17 protein-coding genes are annotated in these 18,163 nt (G+C 37.5%); 12 read left to right on the forward strand and 5 right to left on the reverse strand.

Annotated elements, in window-relative coordinates; translation table 11 throughout:
- Positions 1-45 precede the first annotated feature (45 nt).
- The 5 genes from gyrB to dnaA all read right to left on the reverse strand — a co-directional run bounded on the left by gyrB (position 46) and on the right by dnaA (position 6,282).
- Positions 46-1,995, reverse strand: a complete 1,950-nt coding sequence (gyrB, locus tag AUF14_RS13220) for a DNA topoisomerase (ATP-hydrolyzing) subunit B (RefSeq protein WP_049220787.1) — start codon at positions 1,993-1,995, stop codon at positions 46-48.
- Positions 1,996-3,114: a DNA replication/repair protein RecF gene (gene recF, locus AUF14_RS13225; protein WP_048719948.1), complete on the reverse strand. Its 1,119-nt coding sequence runs from the start codon at positions 3,112-3,114 to the stop codon at positions 1,996-1,998.
- Positions 3,101-3,343 carry a S4 domain-containing protein YaaA gene (gene yaaA, locus AUF14_RS13230; protein WP_010747417.1) on the reverse strand — a complete coding sequence of 81 codons (243 nt, stop codon included), beginning with the start codon at positions 3,341-3,343 and terminating at the stop codon, positions 3,101-3,103. Before yaaA ends, recF begins: the two co-directional genes overlap by 14 nt.
- A 233-nt stretch (positions 3,344-3,576) precedes the next feature.
- Entirely contained in the window at positions 3,577-4,707 is a 1,131-nt protein-coding gene (gene dnaN / locus AUF14_RS13235; RefSeq protein WP_016179287.1) for a DNA polymerase III subunit beta, read from the reverse strand.
- A gap of 249 nt (positions 4,708-4,956) precedes the next feature.
- Positions 4,957-6,282 (reverse strand): chromosomal replication initiator protein DnaA, encoded by a 1,326-nt coding sequence (gene dnaA / locus AUF14_RS13240; protein WP_048721465.1) that lies wholly within the window; start codon positions 6,280-6,282, stop codon positions 4,957-4,959.
- Between the two features lie 618 nt (positions 6,283-6,900).
- Between dnaA and rpmH the strand changes: the two genes are divergently transcribed.
- The 12 genes from rpmH (at position 6,901) to AUF14_RS13300 (ending at position 18,126) form a co-directional block, all read left to right on the forward strand.
- Positions 6,901-7,035: a 50S ribosomal protein L34 gene (rpmH, locus tag AUF14_RS13245; RefSeq protein ID WP_006703104.1), complete on the forward strand. Its 135-nt coding sequence runs from the start codon at positions 6,901-6,903 to the stop codon at positions 7,033-7,035.
- 137 nt (positions 7,036-7,172) lie between these two features.
- A complete protein-coding gene (rnpA, locus tag AUF14_RS13250) occupies positions 7,173-7,508 on the forward strand; it encodes a ribonuclease P protein component (protein WP_048721468.1) in 336 nt (111 codons plus the stop codon).
- Between the two features lie 17 nt (positions 7,509-7,525).
- Positions 7,526-8,347, forward strand: coding sequence for a YidC/Oxa1 family membrane protein insertase (locus AUF14_RS13255; RefSeq protein WP_048721470.1), 822 nt, complete (start codon positions 7,526-7,528; stop codon positions 8,345-8,347).
- Between the two features lie 36 nt (positions 8,348-8,383).
- On the forward strand, positions 8,384-9,148 hold the full coding sequence (gene jag, locus AUF14_RS13260; protein ID WP_048721472.1) for an RNA-binding cell elongation regulator Jag/EloR: 765 nt from the start codon (positions 8,384-8,386) through the stop codon (positions 9,146-9,148).
- Positions 9,149-9,413: 265 nt separating this feature from the next.
- Positions 9,414-10,811 (forward strand): tRNA uridine-5-carboxymethylaminomethyl(34) synthesis GTPase MnmE, encoded by a 1,398-nt coding sequence (gene mnmE / locus AUF14_RS13265; protein ID WP_049220791.1) that lies wholly within the window; start codon positions 9,414-9,416, stop codon positions 10,809-10,811.
- A gap of 15 nt (positions 10,812-10,826) precedes the next feature.
- Complete coding sequence (gene mnmG, locus AUF14_RS13270; RefSeq protein WP_049220792.1) at positions 10,827-12,728, forward strand: tRNA uridine-5-carboxymethylaminomethyl(34) synthesis enzyme MnmG; 1,902 nt, start codon at positions 10,827-10,829, stop codon at positions 12,726-12,728.
- An 885-nt stretch (positions 12,729-13,613) separates the two neighbouring features.
- Positions 13,614-14,327, forward strand: a complete 714-nt coding sequence (gene rsmG, locus AUF14_RS13275; RefSeq protein ID WP_016179280.1) for a 16S rRNA (guanine(527)-N(7))-methyltransferase RsmG — start codon at positions 13,614-13,616, stop codon at positions 14,325-14,327.
- 71 nt (positions 14,328-14,398) lie between these two features.
- On the forward strand, positions 14,399-15,166 hold the full coding sequence (locus AUF14_RS13280; protein ID WP_016179279.1) for a ParA family protein: 768 nt from the start codon (positions 14,399-14,401) through the stop codon (positions 15,164-15,166).
- Positions 15,153-16,043: a ParB/RepB/Spo0J family partition protein gene (locus AUF14_RS13285; protein ID WP_048721577.1), complete on the forward strand. Its 891-nt coding sequence runs from the start codon at positions 15,153-15,155 to the stop codon at positions 16,041-16,043. The genes AUF14_RS13280 and AUF14_RS13285 overlap by 14 nt, the downstream gene beginning before the upstream one ends.
- 36 nt (positions 16,044-16,079) lie before the next feature.
- A complete protein-coding gene (locus tag AUF14_RS13290; RefSeq protein WP_016179277.1) occupies positions 16,080-16,277 on the forward strand; it encodes a DUF951 domain-containing protein in 198 nt (65 codons plus the stop codon).
- Positions 16,278-16,306: 29 nt separating this feature from the next.
- Positions 16,307-17,407 (forward strand): redox-regulated ATPase YchF, encoded by a 1,101-nt coding sequence (gene ychF / locus AUF14_RS13295; protein ID WP_016179276.1) that lies wholly within the window; start codon positions 16,307-16,309, stop codon positions 17,405-17,407.
- Positions 17,408-17,421: 14 nt separating this feature from the next.
- Entirely contained in the window at positions 17,422-18,126 is a 705-nt protein-coding gene (locus tag AUF14_RS13300; RefSeq protein ID WP_016179275.1) for a DUF1129 domain-containing protein, read from the forward strand.
- The last annotated feature ends 37 nt before the right edge of the window (positions 18,127-18,163 follow it).

Consider the following 18,163-nt stretch of genomic DNA (forward strand, 5'->3'; position numbering starts at 1 on the left):
TTTTTCTTAAAAATAAATCTGATATTCATCACATCTATCGTTTCTCTAAATATCCAAGTTTTTAACATAATGTGCATTTTCTTCAATGAAGGCGCGGCGTGGTTCTACTCGATCTCCCATCAGCATTTCAAAGACTTGGTCAGCTTCGATTGCGTCATCGACACTGACACGCAGCATCAAACGATTTTCTGGATCCATCGTTGTTTCCCATAATTGATGGTCATCCATTTCCCCTAAACCTTTATATCGTTGGACATTCGGTTTTGGTGACGCAGGTAATTCAGATATTTTTTGGGCTAATTCTTCTTCCGCATTTTTACCTGGTTGAATATAAGTAATATTTTTCCCTTGTTTGATACCGTATAAAGGAGGTTGAGCTATATAAACATAGCCTGCTTCTACGATTGGGCGCATATAGCGATAGAAAAGCGTCAGCAGCAGCGTCCGAATATGTGCACCATCGACATCGGCATCGGTCATGATGACCAATTTATGATAACGTGCCTTTGATACGTCAAAATCGGCACCAAATCCAGTTCCCATTGCAGTAAACAAGGATCGAATTTCTTCGTTGGCTAAAATTTTATCCATCGAAGCTTTTTCCACATTCAAAATTTTTCCGCGGATTGGTAAAATTGCTTGGAACTCACGACTACGCCCTTGTTTCGCTGAACCGCCGGCAGAGTCTCCTTCGACAATAAACAATTCGCATTTTTCTGGATCGTTACTTGAACAATCGGCCAATTTACCAGGTAAATTGCTGATTTCTAATGCACCTTTACGACGAGTGACTTCACGAGCCCGCTTAGCTGCTAAACGTGCTTTAGCCGCCAATATTCCCTTTTCAACAATTCGACGACCAACAGAAGGATTTTCCATCAAAAATTTCATGAAATTCTCTGAGAATAAACGATCTGTCACCGTACGAACTTCAGAATTTCCTAGTTTTGTTTTGGTTTGCCCTTCAAATTGCGGTTCTGGATGTTTGATCGAGATAACAGCTGTTAAACCCTCACGGACATCTTCACCAGAAAGATTCTCATCGTTGTCTTTCATGATTTTTTGTTTGCGTGCGTAGTCATTAATCACCCGAGTCAAGGCCGTTTTGAAACCAAACTCATGTGTTCCGCCTTCGTAAGTATGGATATTATTAGCAAAACTCAAAATATTTGTATGATATCCATCGGTATATTGCATTGCGACTTCAACAGTAATATCCTGCTGCTCACCTTCTACAAAGACAGGCTCCTCAAAAATAACTGCTTTATTGTGATTTAAATGCTCTACATAGCTTTTAATACCGCCTTCGTAATGGTACTCCCGCAAGACTGGTTTTTCTTCCCGTTTATCTTCAATCGATAGCTTCAAACCACGATTCAAGAAAGCTAATTCTCGCACCCGTGTTGCTAATTTTTCGAAGTTAAAAACTGTTGATTCAGTAAATATTTCAGGATCTGGTATAAAATGAACTGTTGTCCCGTGCTTTTCAGTCTCGCCAATTACTTTTAGATCATCTACAACAGCACCGCGACGATAATCTTGGAAATAAATTTTACCTTCTTTGAAAACACGAACGTCTAAACTTGTAGACAAAGCGTTAACAACAGAAGCTCCTACACCATGAAGACCACCAGATACTTTGTATCCACCGCCGCCGAATTTACCGCCGGCATGTAAGATCGTAAAGACTGTTTCAACAGCTGGGCGACCTGTTTTAGCTTGAATCCCGACAGGAATACCACGCCCATCGTCACTAACAGTAATACTGTTATCCTCTTCAACTACTACATGAATATGTGTTGCAAATCCGGCCAAAGCCTCATCAATGGAATTATCTACGATTTCCCAAACAAGGTGGTGCAAGCCTTCTGTGCTAGTGGAGCCAATATACATCCCTGGACGTTTTCGAACAGCTTCTAATCCTTCTAAAACCTGGATCTGACTGGCGTCATACTCTTGAGCGCGCTCTAGTAAACTCTTTTCCTCTTCTGTCATCTACGTTTCTTTCCTTTCTATCTGCCCTTGATGGACATAAAAAATATCCGGATGGACCGTCATTTTGCCCTTAACATGATTCAACGTTGTTGTTGTTAAAAACGTTTGAACCTTATTTTCGATCGTCTCTAATAAATGGATCTGACGATTGTCATCAAGTTCACTCATGACGTCATCTAAAAGTAAAATCGGATATTCGCCTGTTTCTTCTTTCATCAAATCAATTTCTGCCAATTTGACGCTTAATGCAGTTGTTCGTTGTTGTCCTTGTGACCCATAGGTCTGAACATTTTGCTGATTAACCTTAAAGATCAAGTCATCTCGATGGGGACCTAAAAAAGTATTTCCTTTGAATATTTCCCGCTTGCGATTTTTCTGTAGTTCATTTAGAAAAACATAACGAATTTTTTCAACATCTTCACTCTCTAGCGGGAGGCTAGCGTCATATTCAATTGCTAGAGCTTCTTTTTGATTGGTAATCTTACCGTGAAGATCATTTGACCAATACTCCAGTTTTTTAACAAAACGCAGTCGATTTGCTAAAACTTTACTACCAAAATCTACTAACTGTTCCGTTAAAATATCGAGATATATCTCATCTGTCTGCTTCTTCTCAGATAATTGCTTTAGATAAAGATTGCGCTGTTTCAAAGTCTTCTGATATTGTGCCAAATCATAAAGATAAACCGGATTGATCTGTCCTAATTCCATATCAATAAAACGACGTCTCATTTGCGGACTGCCTTTTACTAAAGAAAGATCCTCTGGTGCAAACAAGATGACATTCAACTGTCCGATATAACTACTCAATTTCTTTTGTTCGATATGATTGACTTTAGATTTTCGGCCTTTTTTCGTCAGCAATAATTCTAATTCTAGTTCACTCGTTCCGCGTTGTATCCGACCTTTTATCTGGGAAAAATCATCTTCCCAGCCGATCAATTCTTGTTCGCTACTAGTTCGATGACTGCGAGTCAAAGCCAACACATAGATGCTTTCTAAGAGATTTGTTTTCCCTTGGGCATTCTCTCCTAAAAATATATTCAGCCGATTAGGAAATTCCAAAACAAGTTCTTGGTAATTACGATAATTTCTCAACTCAAGCTTATTCAGCTGCATCTTGCTCTTCCTTATTTTTGACCATAAAAAAAGTTCCTACCTCAGGAATCTCAATCATCATTCCCGGATAGAGCTTTCGGCCGCGGCGGTTTTCCAACTCGCCATCTACAAATACTGTTTCTTCTGCAAGAAACCACTTGGCTTGTCCACCACTAGAGATTAAATTGATCTCTTTCAATAACTGGCCAAGCGTCATGAACTCTGTTTCTAAAAAAATTTTTTGTTTCACATTCATCCCTCATTTTCATGCTAGAAACACCTCTTCATTATACCCCTTTTTAATCGATAAAACAAATTAACTCGTTGTATTTTTCGTTTTAAGAAGTTCTAAGCTGTTTTAATTAATTCACTCAAAAAAAAGTAAAAGGTCTTAAAATCGATTTTAAGACCTTTTACTGAAATTGCATCTTTTGCAAAATATTTTCATATTTTTCTAAAAACTTGTGAAACTAGCTAAATTTTCTAATTTGTTCGTACTGGTGTAATTAATTGAATAAAGGAGACATCTCCTTCACTCGGTTCCAAAGTAAATGGACGAATTGCCGAAATAAATTGGATCTTGATACTCATATCACCAAAAGCTCGTAAAGCATCCTTCATGTAATCAGGGTTAAAGGAAATTTCTAGCGGGTCTCCACTAACTTTTTCATAAACCAATTCTTCCTCTACTTTACCGATTTCCGGTGAATTTCCATAAAGAATAACTGAATTATCGGCAATTGCTAAACGAACAATATTATTACGGCCTTCATGAGACAGTAACGAAGCTCGTTCGATTGCTGCTAAGAACGTTGGTACGGAGAAGGTAATCTCCGTATTGAAGCTAGTTGGAATTAAACGATTAGTATCAGGATAGTTTCCTTCTAGTAAACGAGAGTAGAAATACATCGTTGGCGTTTTAAATAAAACTTGATTTTCCATGATACTAATTTCTACTTCAGCTTCTTCATCAGATAATGAACGAGAAAGTTCAACTAAGCTTTTACCTGGAATAACGATATCAAAATCAGTATTCGCGTTTTCTACAGGTACGATCCGTTGACTCAAACGATGAGAGTCTGTAGCAACTGCTAATAATTGACCATTAGACATTGTGAAGTGTACCCCTGTCAAAATCGGACGACTTTCATGTTGTGAAACAGAAAAAACCGTTTCACCAATTAATTTTGTCAACATGTGGACAGGTAATTTCAACTGATTTTGTTCTTCAACAACTGGCAGATGTGGATAATTATCTGCATCTAATCCATTAACCGTAAAGTGAGCTGCTCCAGATGTAATTAACACTTGATGGTTTTCTTGGACTTCCAAAGTAAAAGTTGCTTCTGGCAAACGGCGAATAATTTCACTGAAAAAACGAGCCTGTAAAACAATTGTTCCTATTTCAGCAATTTGTAATTCCGCTTTCTCATCATCAGCGGCTAAAAAAGTTTCAATTGAAATATCGGCATTACTACCTGTTAAATTCAGTCCTTCATTATTTAATTCAATTTTTACTCCTGTTAAGATCGGAATCGTTGTTTTAGTAGAGATTGCTCTTTGAACCGTTTGTAATTCTTGAATAAAGCGTGCACGATTAATCGTAAATTTCATAATGGAACTCCTTTTTTATTTTAATTGGTGTTACTAAAAAAAAAATGAATCAGCTAATCTCAATCAATTAGATCAGCCCTTAAGTTTTTCAGCTGTAAGCTTTTTTTATTTATTTAATAATTTAAGTAATAAAAGTAGTAGGGCCTGTTAATGATGTGGAAAAAGTGAGTCAAAGCTTGAAATAATAAGTTTTACACTTGTGGATAAGCTGTGGACAAACAAGCTATTCTTTGTCTTGTTTTCCACAAACTAGCCTAACAGCAGATTTTTGATTTCTGCGATTTCTTGTTGAATGTTGCTATCGCTTTTCATTAATTGACTGATTTTTTCGTGTGCGTGAATGACTGTTGTATGATCCTTTCCGCCAAATTCAGCGCCAATTTTTGGTAAGGAACTTTCAGTCATTTCTCGAGCTAAATACATAGCGATTTGTCGCGGAACAACAATTGTTTTGACACGTTTCTTTCCTTTTAAATCTTTTAATTGGATATGATAGAACTTAGCAACTTCATCTTGAATTTTACTGATGGAAAGTTGTGAATTGCTGGTTCCTTTCAAACTTTTTAGTGCGTCTGCCGCGATACTAGTCGTAATATCAGCGCTATTCATCGTAGCGAAAGCTTGTACTCGAACCAGAGCTCCTTCTAGTTCACGGATATTAGAATCAATTTGTCCCGCAATATAACTTAAAGTATCATCTGGGATTTCAAGATTTTCTGCCTGCGCTTTTTTTCTTAAAATTGCTGTACGCGTTTCTAGATCTGGTGGTGTGATATCTACTGATAAGCCCCAAGCAAAGCGAGAAACTAATCGTTCTTGTAACTTAGGTATTTCATTTGGTAGACGATCACTAGTTAGAACGATTTGCTTATTATCATTATATAAATTCTCAAAAGTATGGAAAAACTCTTCTTGAGTCGCCTCTTTGTCAGCAAAAAATTGAATATCATCTACTAATAATAAATCCACTTTTCGGTATTCCTGTCGAAATTCCTCCGAGGTTTTATTCTTAATTGAATTGATAAAGTCATTTGCGAATGTCTCACTAGAAACATATTTGACTTTTGCTTGCGGATTTATTGCAAGCATTTGATGTCCAATAGCATGCATCAAGTGGGTTTTACCTAACCCTACTCCTCCATAAAAGAAAAGCGGATTATAGATTGATCCTGGTTCTTCAGCAACCACTAATGCTGCTGCATGAGCCATTTGGTTACCTTTTCCGATTACAAAGGTATCAAATGTATATTTGGGATTGAGCATTGCTCGTTTTGTTGTTTCCATTTTGGGTGGTTCTTCTTTTTCCACAATGCTAACGGGCGGAGCTTCATCCGGTGTAACAAATAATGGCATAATCTCGTCCCCGGTTACTTTAAAGCCGATTTCGACGATTTTTGCAGCTAGATGTTTTTCCCAATAGCGCTTATGTAAGTCGCTCGTAACTTCGATCGTCAATTGATTATGAGCTAATGATAAGGGTTTAGCTGTACCTACCCATGCATCATAACTGGCAGGATTGAGGTCATTTTTATAACTGTCCTTCAATTCCTGCCAGAAATTGTCCAATGAGGTCAAATAAGTCGCCTCCTATTAATAAATTCAGATAGACATACTTTATCATTTTTTTCAAAAGTTTTCCACAACCAGGAACAAAATAGAAAGAAATTTCTCTTTTTCCACATAATGTATAAAAATACAAAAAAACTATCCACGTCTATGCAAAAACATATCCACAACTATTAGGAAAAATGTGGACAAAGCACTTTTTCCACTGAAAAATGCACAAAACCGAAAAAAAGAAGAGCTTGATAGAAAAAGAATATAGGAACTTATTCACACAATTTATCCACCTTGTGGACAAGTTATCAAAAAGATAAAAAAGAGTGGAAAAAGCATTTGAAAATTCTATGCAAGTTTTTTTGTGGAAAAAAGTTTTACACAATTAGTTAGAGTTTATCCCCAGATTTTGTGGATAAATTTTCCTTTTTGGTAATAAAAGAATTTTCAAATGAACAGCGTTTTTACGAAAAATAAAGAGCTGATTTTTTAATCTGATAAAAAAAATACAAGATGAAACATAAAATTTTAGCGAATTTCACTCGCTGTTTTCATTTCATGATTGACAAAGTAGGGAATGAGTCGTTATAATATTCGGGTATGTCTATGTAAAGTTAGCTATGGAGGTGTATTTTAATGAAAAGAACTTATCAACCCAATAAACGTAAACGTCAAAAAGTTCATGGATTCCGTAAACGCATGAGCACTAAAAACGGCCGTCGCGTATTAGCAAGCCGTCGTCGTAAAGGAAGAAAAGTACTTGCTGCTTAAGCCACTGCCGGTCAGTGGTTTTTTTTGTATCCAAAATGTGATTCTTAAGGAATTTTTCTGATAAATAAGGATGATTCCTTAATTTGAAGTATGGTATTATTGTCAGGTATAGATTTAAAAGAAACGAAGGAAACTAGATGCAGAAAAAATATCGGGTCAAAAAAGAACGAGAATTTCAAAAAGTGTTTGAAGAAGGTGCTTCTTTTGCGAATCGAAAATTCGTAGTTTACCGTCTAGAACCTTCTGGTCAAAAACATTTTCGAGTAGGTTTGTCAGTCGGTAAAAAAGTTGGGAATGCTGTAGCACGAAATCAAGTAAAAAGACAAATTCGAGCAGTTTTGCAAGAATTGAAAACTGAATTACCACCTATAGACTTTATCGTGATCGCTCGCCCAGCCACGAAAGATCTGCCTCATGATGAAATGCGTTCGAATCTTATACATGTCTTAAAATTAGCAAAAATATTAAGTTAGGAAGGAAACAGATGTAAGTGAAGAACTATAAAAAAATACTATTAATGACAGGATTGCTGAGTCTCGTCTTCTTGTTATCCGCCTGTGGAACTGGTGAAGTCAGTGCAAGCAGTAGCGGCGTGTGGGATCGTTATGTCGTTTATTATTTCGGCCAAGCGATTAAAGGGTTGTCCTTTGGTAATGTCGGAATAGGGATTATTCTATTTACAATCATCATTCGCATTATTTTAATGCCGCTTATGCATTTTCAAACAAAGAGTATGCGTAAAACACAAGAGTTACAGCCTAAGATCAAAGCACTCCAACAAAAATACAGTACACGTGATCAAGAGACACAACAGAAATTGCAAGAGGAAACAAAAAAGCTCTATGCAGAAAATAATGTGAGCCCTTACGCAGGCTGTTTACCGTTGTTAGTACAAATGCCCGTAATGATGGCTTTGTACCAAGCAATTTTACGAATTCCTGAACTGCGGTCTGGTCATTTTCTATGGTTGAACTTGAGTCAATCCGACCCATACTTTATTTTACCTATCCTTGCAGCAGTCTTTACTTTTGCAAGTAGTTATCTATCTAGCATGAGTCAGCTTGAATCTAATGCTTCATTGAAAATCATGAATTTTGCGATGCCAGTTATGATTTTTGTTATGGCATTAAATTTAGCAAGTGGGTTATCATTGTACTGGGTAATTTCGAATGCTTTCCAAGTAGTTCAAACGTTACTAATTAATAATCCTTTCAAGATTCGTCGTGAAAGAGAAGAAGCAGCTCGTCAAATTCGTGAAAGAGAACGTGCGCTTCAAAAAGCCAAGCATCCGAAGAAAAAACGGAAAAAATAAGACTATCCATCAACTATAAATAAGGAGGTTTAGAAAATGCCTGTTTATGAAGGACCATCGATCGACGAAGCAATTTCAAAGGGATTGCACGCTTTAGGGTTAAAGAAAGAAGCGGTCGATATCGAAATTTTATCAGACGCGAAAAAAGGGTTTCTAGGAATGGGAAAAAAAGATGCTCGTGTCTCGATTGAACCAATTATTGTTGAAAAAAATATCGTTACTTCCGAAGCGGCTGAAGAACCAATAAAAGAACAGTTTGTCGAGGAGAAGCTTGAAGAAGAAGTATCGAAGCCAATTGAAACAACAGACACACCTAGTCAATTAGTTGAATTGGATGAAGATGAGGCCGTCAAAGAATTGGCGCTTTACTTAACGAATATTACGAATGATATGGGTGTGCCTGCTTTGGTTAAGATTCAGCATGAAGCAAGTGGTTTGATTGTCATGAATCTAGAAACTAGCAAGCAGGGGATGCTGATTGGTAAACATGGTAAGATATTGAATGCTTTGCAGTATTTAGCTCAAGTCTTCTTACATCGCGTTGCAAAAGAAAAATTATCAGTAGTAGTAAATGTTGGAAATTATCGACAAAAACGTGAAGAAGTTCTAACGCGTTTAGCGCAACGAACGGCGGAAAAAGTTAAGGAAACAGGTCGTCCGGTATTTTTAGAACCAATGCCTGCCTTTGAACGAAAAATGATTCATTCTGCTTTGAGTAAAGATGAATATATCAAAACCCATTCTGAAGGTGAAGATCCTTATCGTTATTTGGTTGTTGAACCAGCGAAAAAATATTTCTAATTCTGTTTAAAATGAATAGTGCGGAGCAGTTGACCTGCTCCGCACTTTTTTGTGATCTATTTTAGTTATAGAAGTTCTTAAACAAAATTTGAAAAAGCAGGTATAAAGCAGGTATTTTGGTAAGAAAACTTGAATTGTTGAAAGATCTATGCTAATCTAACACCAGAATTTTGTAGAAAAAGCAGTCAAAGTGCTCAATCTACTCCTTTTTCAAGGGGTGGAGTAGGCACTTTTTTTATGTTCTTAATTAATAGGAGGAAAACAAGTGGCAGAGATCACCTTAGAATTTGATACAATTGCAGCAATTTCGACTCCGCCAGGTGAAGGCGCGATCAGTATCGTGCGATTGAGTGGCGACCATGCAGTAGCAATCGCAGATAGTGTTTATCACAGCGGAAAAAAAAGTTTGTTAGATGTTCCATCACACACGATCCATTATGGACATATCATTGATCCAGAAGAACAAGAAGTAGTCGATGAAGTCATGGTAAGTGTGATGCGTGCACCGAAGACCTTTACACGTGAAGACATAGTGGAAATTAACTGTCACGGCGGTATTGTGGTAGTAAATCAATTGCTGCAACTAATTTTGCGCTCTGGTGCACGTTTAGCTGAGCCAGGTGAGTTTACTAAACGAGCATTTTTGAACGGTCGTGTTGATTTATCACAAGCAGAGGCTGTTATGGATCTGATTCGTGCCAAAACAGATCGAGCGATGAGTGTCGCGATCAATCAATTAGATGGCAATTTATCTCATCTAATTCGTCGTTTACGTCAAGAAATTTTAGAAACACTGGCACAAGTTGAAGTGAATATCGATTATCCAGAATATGATGATGTCGAAGAATTGACGACTCAATTACTATTAGAAAAAGCCCAACAAGTGGGTCAACAGATTGACGCGTTATTATTAAATGCCAAGCAAGGAAAAATCTTGCGCGAAGGTTTAAGTACCGCAATTATTGGTCGTCCAAATGTAGGGAAATCAAGCCTGCTCAATTATTTATTACATGAAGAAAAAGCAATTGTGACAGAAATTGCCGGAACTACACGCGATGTCATTGAAGAATATGTTAATGTACGCGGGGTTCCTTTGAAACTGATTGATACAGCAGGAATTCGTGAAACAGATGACGTGGTAGAACGCATTGGAGTAGAACGCAGCCGTAAAGCATTAGGAGAGGCAGATTTGATTTTGTTAGTCCTAAATCAAAGCGAACCCCTAACTGCGGAAGATAGAGAACTATTGGAAGCGACACAAGGATTAAAACGCATTGTTTTATTGAATAAAACTGATTTGCCGAGTCATCTATCGCAAACGGATCTTTCTGCATATTTGAGTGAAGATGAAGTCTTTTCAATCTCCGTTTTAGAGAAAGCTGGACTAGATCAACTTGAAGAAGCAATCGCAAAACTTTTTTTTGGCGGTCAAACTGGAGAAAAAGATGCCACTTACGTATCGAATACTCGTCATATCGCACTACTAGAAAAGGCTGGACAATCATTAAACGAGGTTCAAAATGGCATTATGGCGGGTATGCCTGTAGATCTTGTCCAAATTGATATGACACGCTGTTGGGATTATTTAGGTGAAATCGTTGGAGATAGTGTGCAAGATGAATTAATCACACAATTATTTAGTCAATTTTGTTTAGGAAAATAGTAAAGGAGCGACTATATGGAATATCAAGCAGGAAGTTATGATGTGATTGTTGTTGGTGCGGGTCATGCGGGTTCTGAAGCGGCTTTAGCAACAGCGCGCATGGGACAAAAAACCTTGTTGATAACAATCAATTTAGATATGGTAGCATTCATGCCATGTAATCCATCTATTGGTGGACCGGCTAAAGGAGTGGTCGTACGAGAAATAGATGCACTTGGTGGTGAGATGGGACGTAACATAGACAAGACATATATCCAAATGCGGATGTTAAATACAGGGAAAGGTCCAGCAGTACGCGCCTTGCGTGCTCAAGCGGACAAGCATGCATATGCAGAGGAAATGAAACACACGATCGAAAAAGAAGAGAAACTAACCTTGAAGCAAGGAGTCGTCGATCGTTTAGTTGTCGAAGAGGGTGTTTGCAAAGGTGTTGTCACTTCAACTGGTGCGGTTTATTTAGCAAAAGCGGTAATTATTACAGCTGGGACGGCTTTGCGCGGGGAGATTATTATCGGCGAATTAAAATATTCTTCAGGTCCTAATAACTCTCAGCCATCAATCAAACTAGCTAATCATTTACAGGAATTAGGTTTAGAAATTCATCGTTTTAAAACCGGAACACCGCCGCGAGTGAAATCTGGTTCGATCGATTACAAAAAAACAGAGATTCAACCTGGCGATGAAAAACCTAATCACTTTAGTTATCAAACACCAGATAGTCAGTATTTAACGGAACAAATTCCTTGTTGGTTGACCTATACGAATCCAAGAAGTCATGAAATCATTCAAAATAATCTGCATCGTGCACCGATGTTTACAGGTATTGTAGATGGGGTAGGGGCTCGTTATTGTCCATCAATTGAGGATAAGATTGTACGCTTCGCAGACAAAGAACGTCATCAATTATTCTTAGAACCAGAAGGACGTAATACAGAAGAAGTATATGTCCAAGGGTTATCAACTTCACTGCCAGAAGATGTTCAAAATGACGTTTTACATTCGATTGAAGGTTTAGAAAATGCGGAAATGATGCGGACAGGCTATGCCATCGAATATGACATGGTAGCTCCTCACCAATTACGCCCAACTTTAGAGACGAAAGTGATTGAAAATCTTTATACTGCTGGACAAACCAATGGAACTAGCGGATATGAAGAAGCTGCTGGTCAAGGATTAATGGCTGGAATCAATGCTGCTTTGAAGATTCAGGGGAAAGAACCATTTATCATGAAACGTAGTGATGGATATATTGGTGTCATGATTGATGATTTAGTAACTAAAGGAACCAATGAACCGTATCGTTTATTGACTTCACGAGCAGAATATCGTTTGATTTTACGTCATGATAATGCTGATTTACGTTTGACTGAAATTGGACATAAGATCGGCTTAGTTGAAGAAGAAAACTATCAAGCATACCTAGTTAAAAAGGCGCATATCGAAGCAGAGATAGCTCGTTTACGATCAATTCGCATAAAACCCACTGCTAATGTTCAAAGCTTTCTAAGAGCTAAAAACAGTGCAGAATTGAAAGATGGTGTTTTAGCGAGTGATTTCTTGAAACGGCCAGAAATCACTTATCAAGAATTGTTACAATTTATTCCAGCAAATGATGATTTGACAGGAAAAGAAATTGAACAAGTTGAGATCCAGATAAAATATGAAGGCTACATAAAAAAAGCGATGGAAAAAGTTGAAAAGCTGAAGCGGATGGAAGCCAAACGCATTCCAGAGCGAATTGATTATGAGGCAATCAATGGGTTAGCAACAGAAGCAAAGCAAAAATTACAAAAAATTCAACCTGAGACAATCGCTCAAGCCAGCCGTATTAGTGGCGTAAACCCTGCAGATATCAGTATTCTAATGGTGTATGTGGAGCAAGGAAAGATAGCGAAGGTTTATAGTGAAACGATCTAATGTAATAGTATATTAAAAGAGATCAGCCCCGTAATATAAAGGGTCTGATCTCTTTTTAAAAGCGTAGTTAAGTTAATTGGATGTTCCATGTGAAACACGCAAGTTATTTTTAAGGATCAAGAGTCAAATTTGCTTGTAAACAACGTTAAAAATAACGATTTTCTAATGAGAGAGTTTCTTATTTCCCTCAATTAATCACTTTTGATTCTGCGGCAATAATCTGCTCTGGGGTAAAAGCCACTACGTAGAATAGAAACAAAGAGCTGATCAGAAATACGGTTATTCACCTCTAATAGAGAATTAAAGGAAATAGTAATTAGAGGATATTCAGTGTAATTTTTGCGCTTTTTTGTGATGTAAACAGTAAAATCATTACTTCAGCCCATCTCTAACATTTACGCCATCACTGCGATTTATCAGCTATTATAGCTTTACTTTCAACTTGAATATAAAGATATCTATGATAAAAAAATCTCTTTGTTCAAATTTTCTCAATCTAAGCGTTTTCTAAAATGCGTTTTTGTGAATAAAGACACATTTATTCGTCTCTGATACAGCATTTTATTTGATAGGCAATTATCAAAATTAGAATAAGGGTAGGTTGATTGATTTTTTGCTGATAACTCGTTTGTTCAATTTGAATATTTTTATGAAAAAGTATTCCTCATATAGACTTTAATGATCTAGAATCTAGCAAGGGAAAACAAAAAATATAATAAAAAAAATCCATGACAACGTTCTAGGAAATATTAAAAAAGGAGAATAAAGCTTTCTTAATCTCTGTGTGAAACATACGTAAACCATTGCATGTAAAGCAATAATGCGTTAAAGTAGAGAATAGTCTGTGAAACATTTTTCTGTTTCACGAAAATGAAAGGATTTCTTATGACACCAGAAGAATTTCAAGCGAAATTAGGCAAGCAGGGAATTGAATTATCTGCAAAGCAGATGGATCAGTTCGCGTCCTACTTTCACTTATTAATTGAATGGAACAAAAAAATGAATCTCACTGCGATTACTGAACGTGAAGAGGTCTACCTAAAACATTTTTATGATTCCATTACGTTGGCTTTTTCTGAAGCGTTCACAGCGAAAGGAAAGTTATGTGACGTTGGTTCAGGTGCTGGGTTTCCTAGTTTACCATTAAAAATTGTTTTTCCAGAGTTAGAGGTCACCATCGTGGATTCCTTAAATAAGCGAATCACATTTTTAACAACGTTGGTAGAGACTTTAAAATTAGAAGGTGTGTATCTTCATCATGATAGGGCGGAGTCTTTTGGGCAAAATTCTGAGTTTCGTGAAGCTTTTGATTTTGTGACCGCACGAGCAGTGGCACGTCTGAATGTTTTAACAGAATTATGCTTGCCGTTAGTCAAAAAGAATGGCTACTTTTTTGCTTTAAAAGCAGCAAAAAGTGAAGAGGAATTAGTAGAAGCGAAACCGGCAATTGCTTTATTAGGCGGTAAGCTCCTCCAAGCTGAAGATGTTTCATTACCAAATGGAGATACACGGCACATTATTACAGTGCAGAAGAAAAAAGATACACCGAAAAAATATCCACGTAAACCAGGCCTACCAAACAAACAGCCATTAAAGTAGTTTAAATGGATAAACATCACTTATTTTCTTTTGGAAAATAAATACTTTAATATGAACTAGGAGGAAATTAGATGGCACGGATCATATCTGTTGCAAACCAAAAAGGCGGAGTTGGAAAAACAACTACAACTGTCAATTTGGGAGCGTGCTTAGCTCAAGACGGAAAGAAAGTCTTATTGATTGACAGTGACGCACAAGGGAATGCTACAAGTGGTTTAGGTGTGCGCAAACCCGATGTAAAACAAGATATTTATGACGTTTTAGTCAATGAGGTTTCCATTAAAGAGACGATCATTAAGACATCACGAGAAAATTTGTCAATCGTTCCTGCGACTTTACAATTAGCTGGAGCGGAGATCGAATTAACTTCTATGATGGCTCGTGAGTCACGCTTGAAAAGTGCTTTGGCAGAAGTAAGCGATGAATATGACTTCATTTTAGTAGATTGTCCACCATCATTAGGACATTTAACAATTAATGCCTTTACAGCTAGTGATGCGATTTTGATCCCGGTTCAATGTGAATATTATGCGTTAGAAGGGTTAAGCCAATTGTTGAACACGGTTCGTTTAGTTCAAAAACATTTCAATCCTGGTTTAGAGATTGAAGGCGTATTGTTAACTATGTATGATGCTCGAACAAATCTTGGTGCGGAAGTGGTTGAAGAAGTTCGTCGTTATTTCCAAGAAAAAGTCTACGATACAATTATTCCGAGAAATGTCCGTTTATCTGAGGCACCTAGCCATGGCAAACCGATCATCGATTACGATCCACGATCAAAAGGTGCTGAAGTTTATCAAGCTCTAGCAAAGGAAGTGTTAGTTCGTGAGCAAAAATAAAGGATTAGGTCGAGGAATTGATGCTTTGTTTCAAGATCTTTCTGAAATTGAAGAAGTCGATATAAAAAACGATCAAGTGGTTGAAATACCTTTGAGTGATTTACGCCCCAACCCTTATCAACCGCGAAAATCATTTGACGAAACATCTTTGCAAGAGTTAGCTAATTCAATCGAGCAATCAGGTGTCTTCCAACCGATTATTGTGAGAAAATCAGCTGTAAAAGGGTATGAACTAATTGCTGGTGAACGTCGTTTTCGTGCTTCAAAATTAGCAGGAAAAGAAACAATCCCGGCGATTATCCGCGAGTTTGATGAAGAGGCAATGATGCAGATTGCTGTATTGGAAAACTTACAGCGGGAAGATTTGAATCCATTGGAAGAAGCCGAAGCTTATGAAATGCTGATGAAAAATTTGAAATTGACGCAAGCGGATGTAGCCAACCGATTAGGGAAAAGCCGTCCGTATATCGCCAATTATTTACGTTTATTGACCCTGCCTAAACTGGTGAAAGAAATGGTACAGGACGAACGTTTGTCAATGGGGCAAGCTCGGACCTTACTAGGATTAAAGAAAAAAGATCAAATCTTGAAACTAGCGAATCGCGCAGTAAAAGAGAATCTGACAGTGCGTCAATTAGAACAGATTGTTACTGAATACAACGAGGGGAAAGCGAAAGATAAGAAAAAAGGTCCTCGATTAACCAAGGAAAAACCTTACTATTTAAGAGAAAGCGAAGATCGTTTGATGGATAAATTTGGAACAGGTGTTGAAATCGTTGAGAAAGACGGTAAAGGCAAAATTTCAATCGAGTATTTGTCACCATCAGATTTGACGCGTATCTTAGATATTTTGAATATTCATTTTGATGAATCTTAGACAATATATATGAATACGAAATGGGAGGTTTGCCAGATGTATGATTTAGGTGATATCGTTGAAATGAAAAAACCGCACGCTTGCCAGACAAATCGCTGGGAAATCATTCGTATGGGAGCGGATATTAAAATTAAGTGTATCAATTGTGGTCATATCGTCATGATGACAAGACGCGATTTTGAGAAGAAAATGAAAAAAATCCTTGAGAAGAAAGTTGATCTATCTCAGAAATAATTCTTAACAGAGAAAGAGTGAAGTAGAACATGGCCTTAACAGCCGGAATTGTGGGATTGCCAAATGTTGGTAAATCTACCTTATTTAATGCAATTACGAAAGCAGGAGCGGAAGCTGCTAACTATCCTTTCGCGACGATTGATCCAAACGTTGGGATGGTAGAAGTTCCTGATTGGCGTCTAGAGCGTTTAACTGAATTAGTCCATCCGAAAAAAACTGTTCCAACAACATTTGAATTTACGGACATTGCTGGAATTGTGAAAGGAGCTAGTAAAGGTGAAGGGTTGGGAAACCAATTTCTAAGCCATATTCGTCAGGTAGACGCCATTTGTCATGTGGTGCGTTGTTTTGACAATGAAAATATCACGCACGTTGAAGGACGAGTAGATCCATTAGAAGATATTGAGACAATCAATTTAGAATTAGTTCTAGCCGACTTAGATTCTGTAAATAAACGCTATACTCGTGTAGCAAAAGTAGCTAAAACTAAAGAAAAGAATGCGGTGGCAGAACTAGCAGTTCTGGATAAATTAAAGCCTGTTTTAGAAGAAGGACAATCTGCTCGTACGATTGAATTTACTGAAGAAGAGCAAAAAATTGTTAAGGGCCTTTTTTTACTAACAAGTAAACCAGTACTTTATGTAGCAAATGTTGATGAAGATACTGTTGCTGATCCTGACAGCAATGAATATGTGCAAACCGTGCGAAATTTCGCTGCTAGTGAACATTCAGAGGTGATCGTTGTTTGTGCCGAAGCGGAGGAAGAAATCGCTGAGTTGGACGATGAAGACAAAGCAGAATTCTTAGAAGCAATGGGAATTGAAGAGTCTGGATTAGATCAATTGATTCGAACAGCTTATGACTTATTAGGGTTAGCAACATATTTCACTGCAGGTGAGCAAGAAGTTCGAGCATGGACGTTCCGAAAAGGTACTAAAGCTCCTCAAGCAGCAGGTATCATCCATACTGACTTCGAACGTGGCTTTATTCGAGCTGAAACAGTATCATTTGATGATTTAGATAAATATGGCAGTATGCATGCGGCGAAGGAAGCTGGACGTGTGAGATTAGAAGGAAAAGATTATGTTGTGCAAGACGGCGATGTCATGTTGTTCCGTTTCAACGTTTAGGGAGGAAAGAAACAATGGAACCAGAAAAGTTACAAACGTTGCAAGCAGAAAACAATCAACTTGAAGCGAAGTTGACTAAACGTAACGAACAGTATATTTTTGACTTGAAAAAAGCTTTAAAAGCAGCGAATTTAACAGATGAACAAACTATCGTAGCCTTAAATGAGATGCTGCCAATTTTAGTCGAGGAACAAAAAACTGGGAAAACCGCGCGTCAATTATTTGGAACAGTTTCAGAGCGACTGGATGCAATTGTTAACAAACCAGCTGAACAGAAAAAATCGACTACCGCATCACTGATGTGGCTTGACAATTTCCTACTGTTATTTGGTCTATTAGGAGTTGTTGCAGGGATCATGGGATTGTTTGTTTCACGTGGAACACAAACTGTGACCTATGGTTTAACAACATTGATCGTAGCTTCTGCCGTCGGCGGTTTAGTGTTCTATATGATGTATTTATTTGTTTACCAATTCGAGCAGCCTGGAGCGGATAAATCGAAAAAACCGAAAACGTGGAAAACAATACTTATGTTGGCCTCAGTTACGATTGTCTGGTTCTTGGTTTTTAATGGAGCAGCATTATTACCGCCAGCGTTAAACCCAATCCTTGATCCAATGGTTATGATTATACTATCGGGTCTGGCATTGGCGTTACGTTATTACTTAAAGAAACGTTTCGGTATTATTAGTAGTTTAGCAACGGCGCCAAGAAGATAATAAAAAGAAGCAAAAATCCCACAAGGGACTTTGCTTC

This window comes from Enterococcus avium (genome assembly GCF_002891025.1).
Taxonomy (GTDB): domain Bacteria; phylum Bacillota; class Bacilli; order Lactobacillales; family Enterococcaceae; genus Enterococcus_A; species Enterococcus_A avium.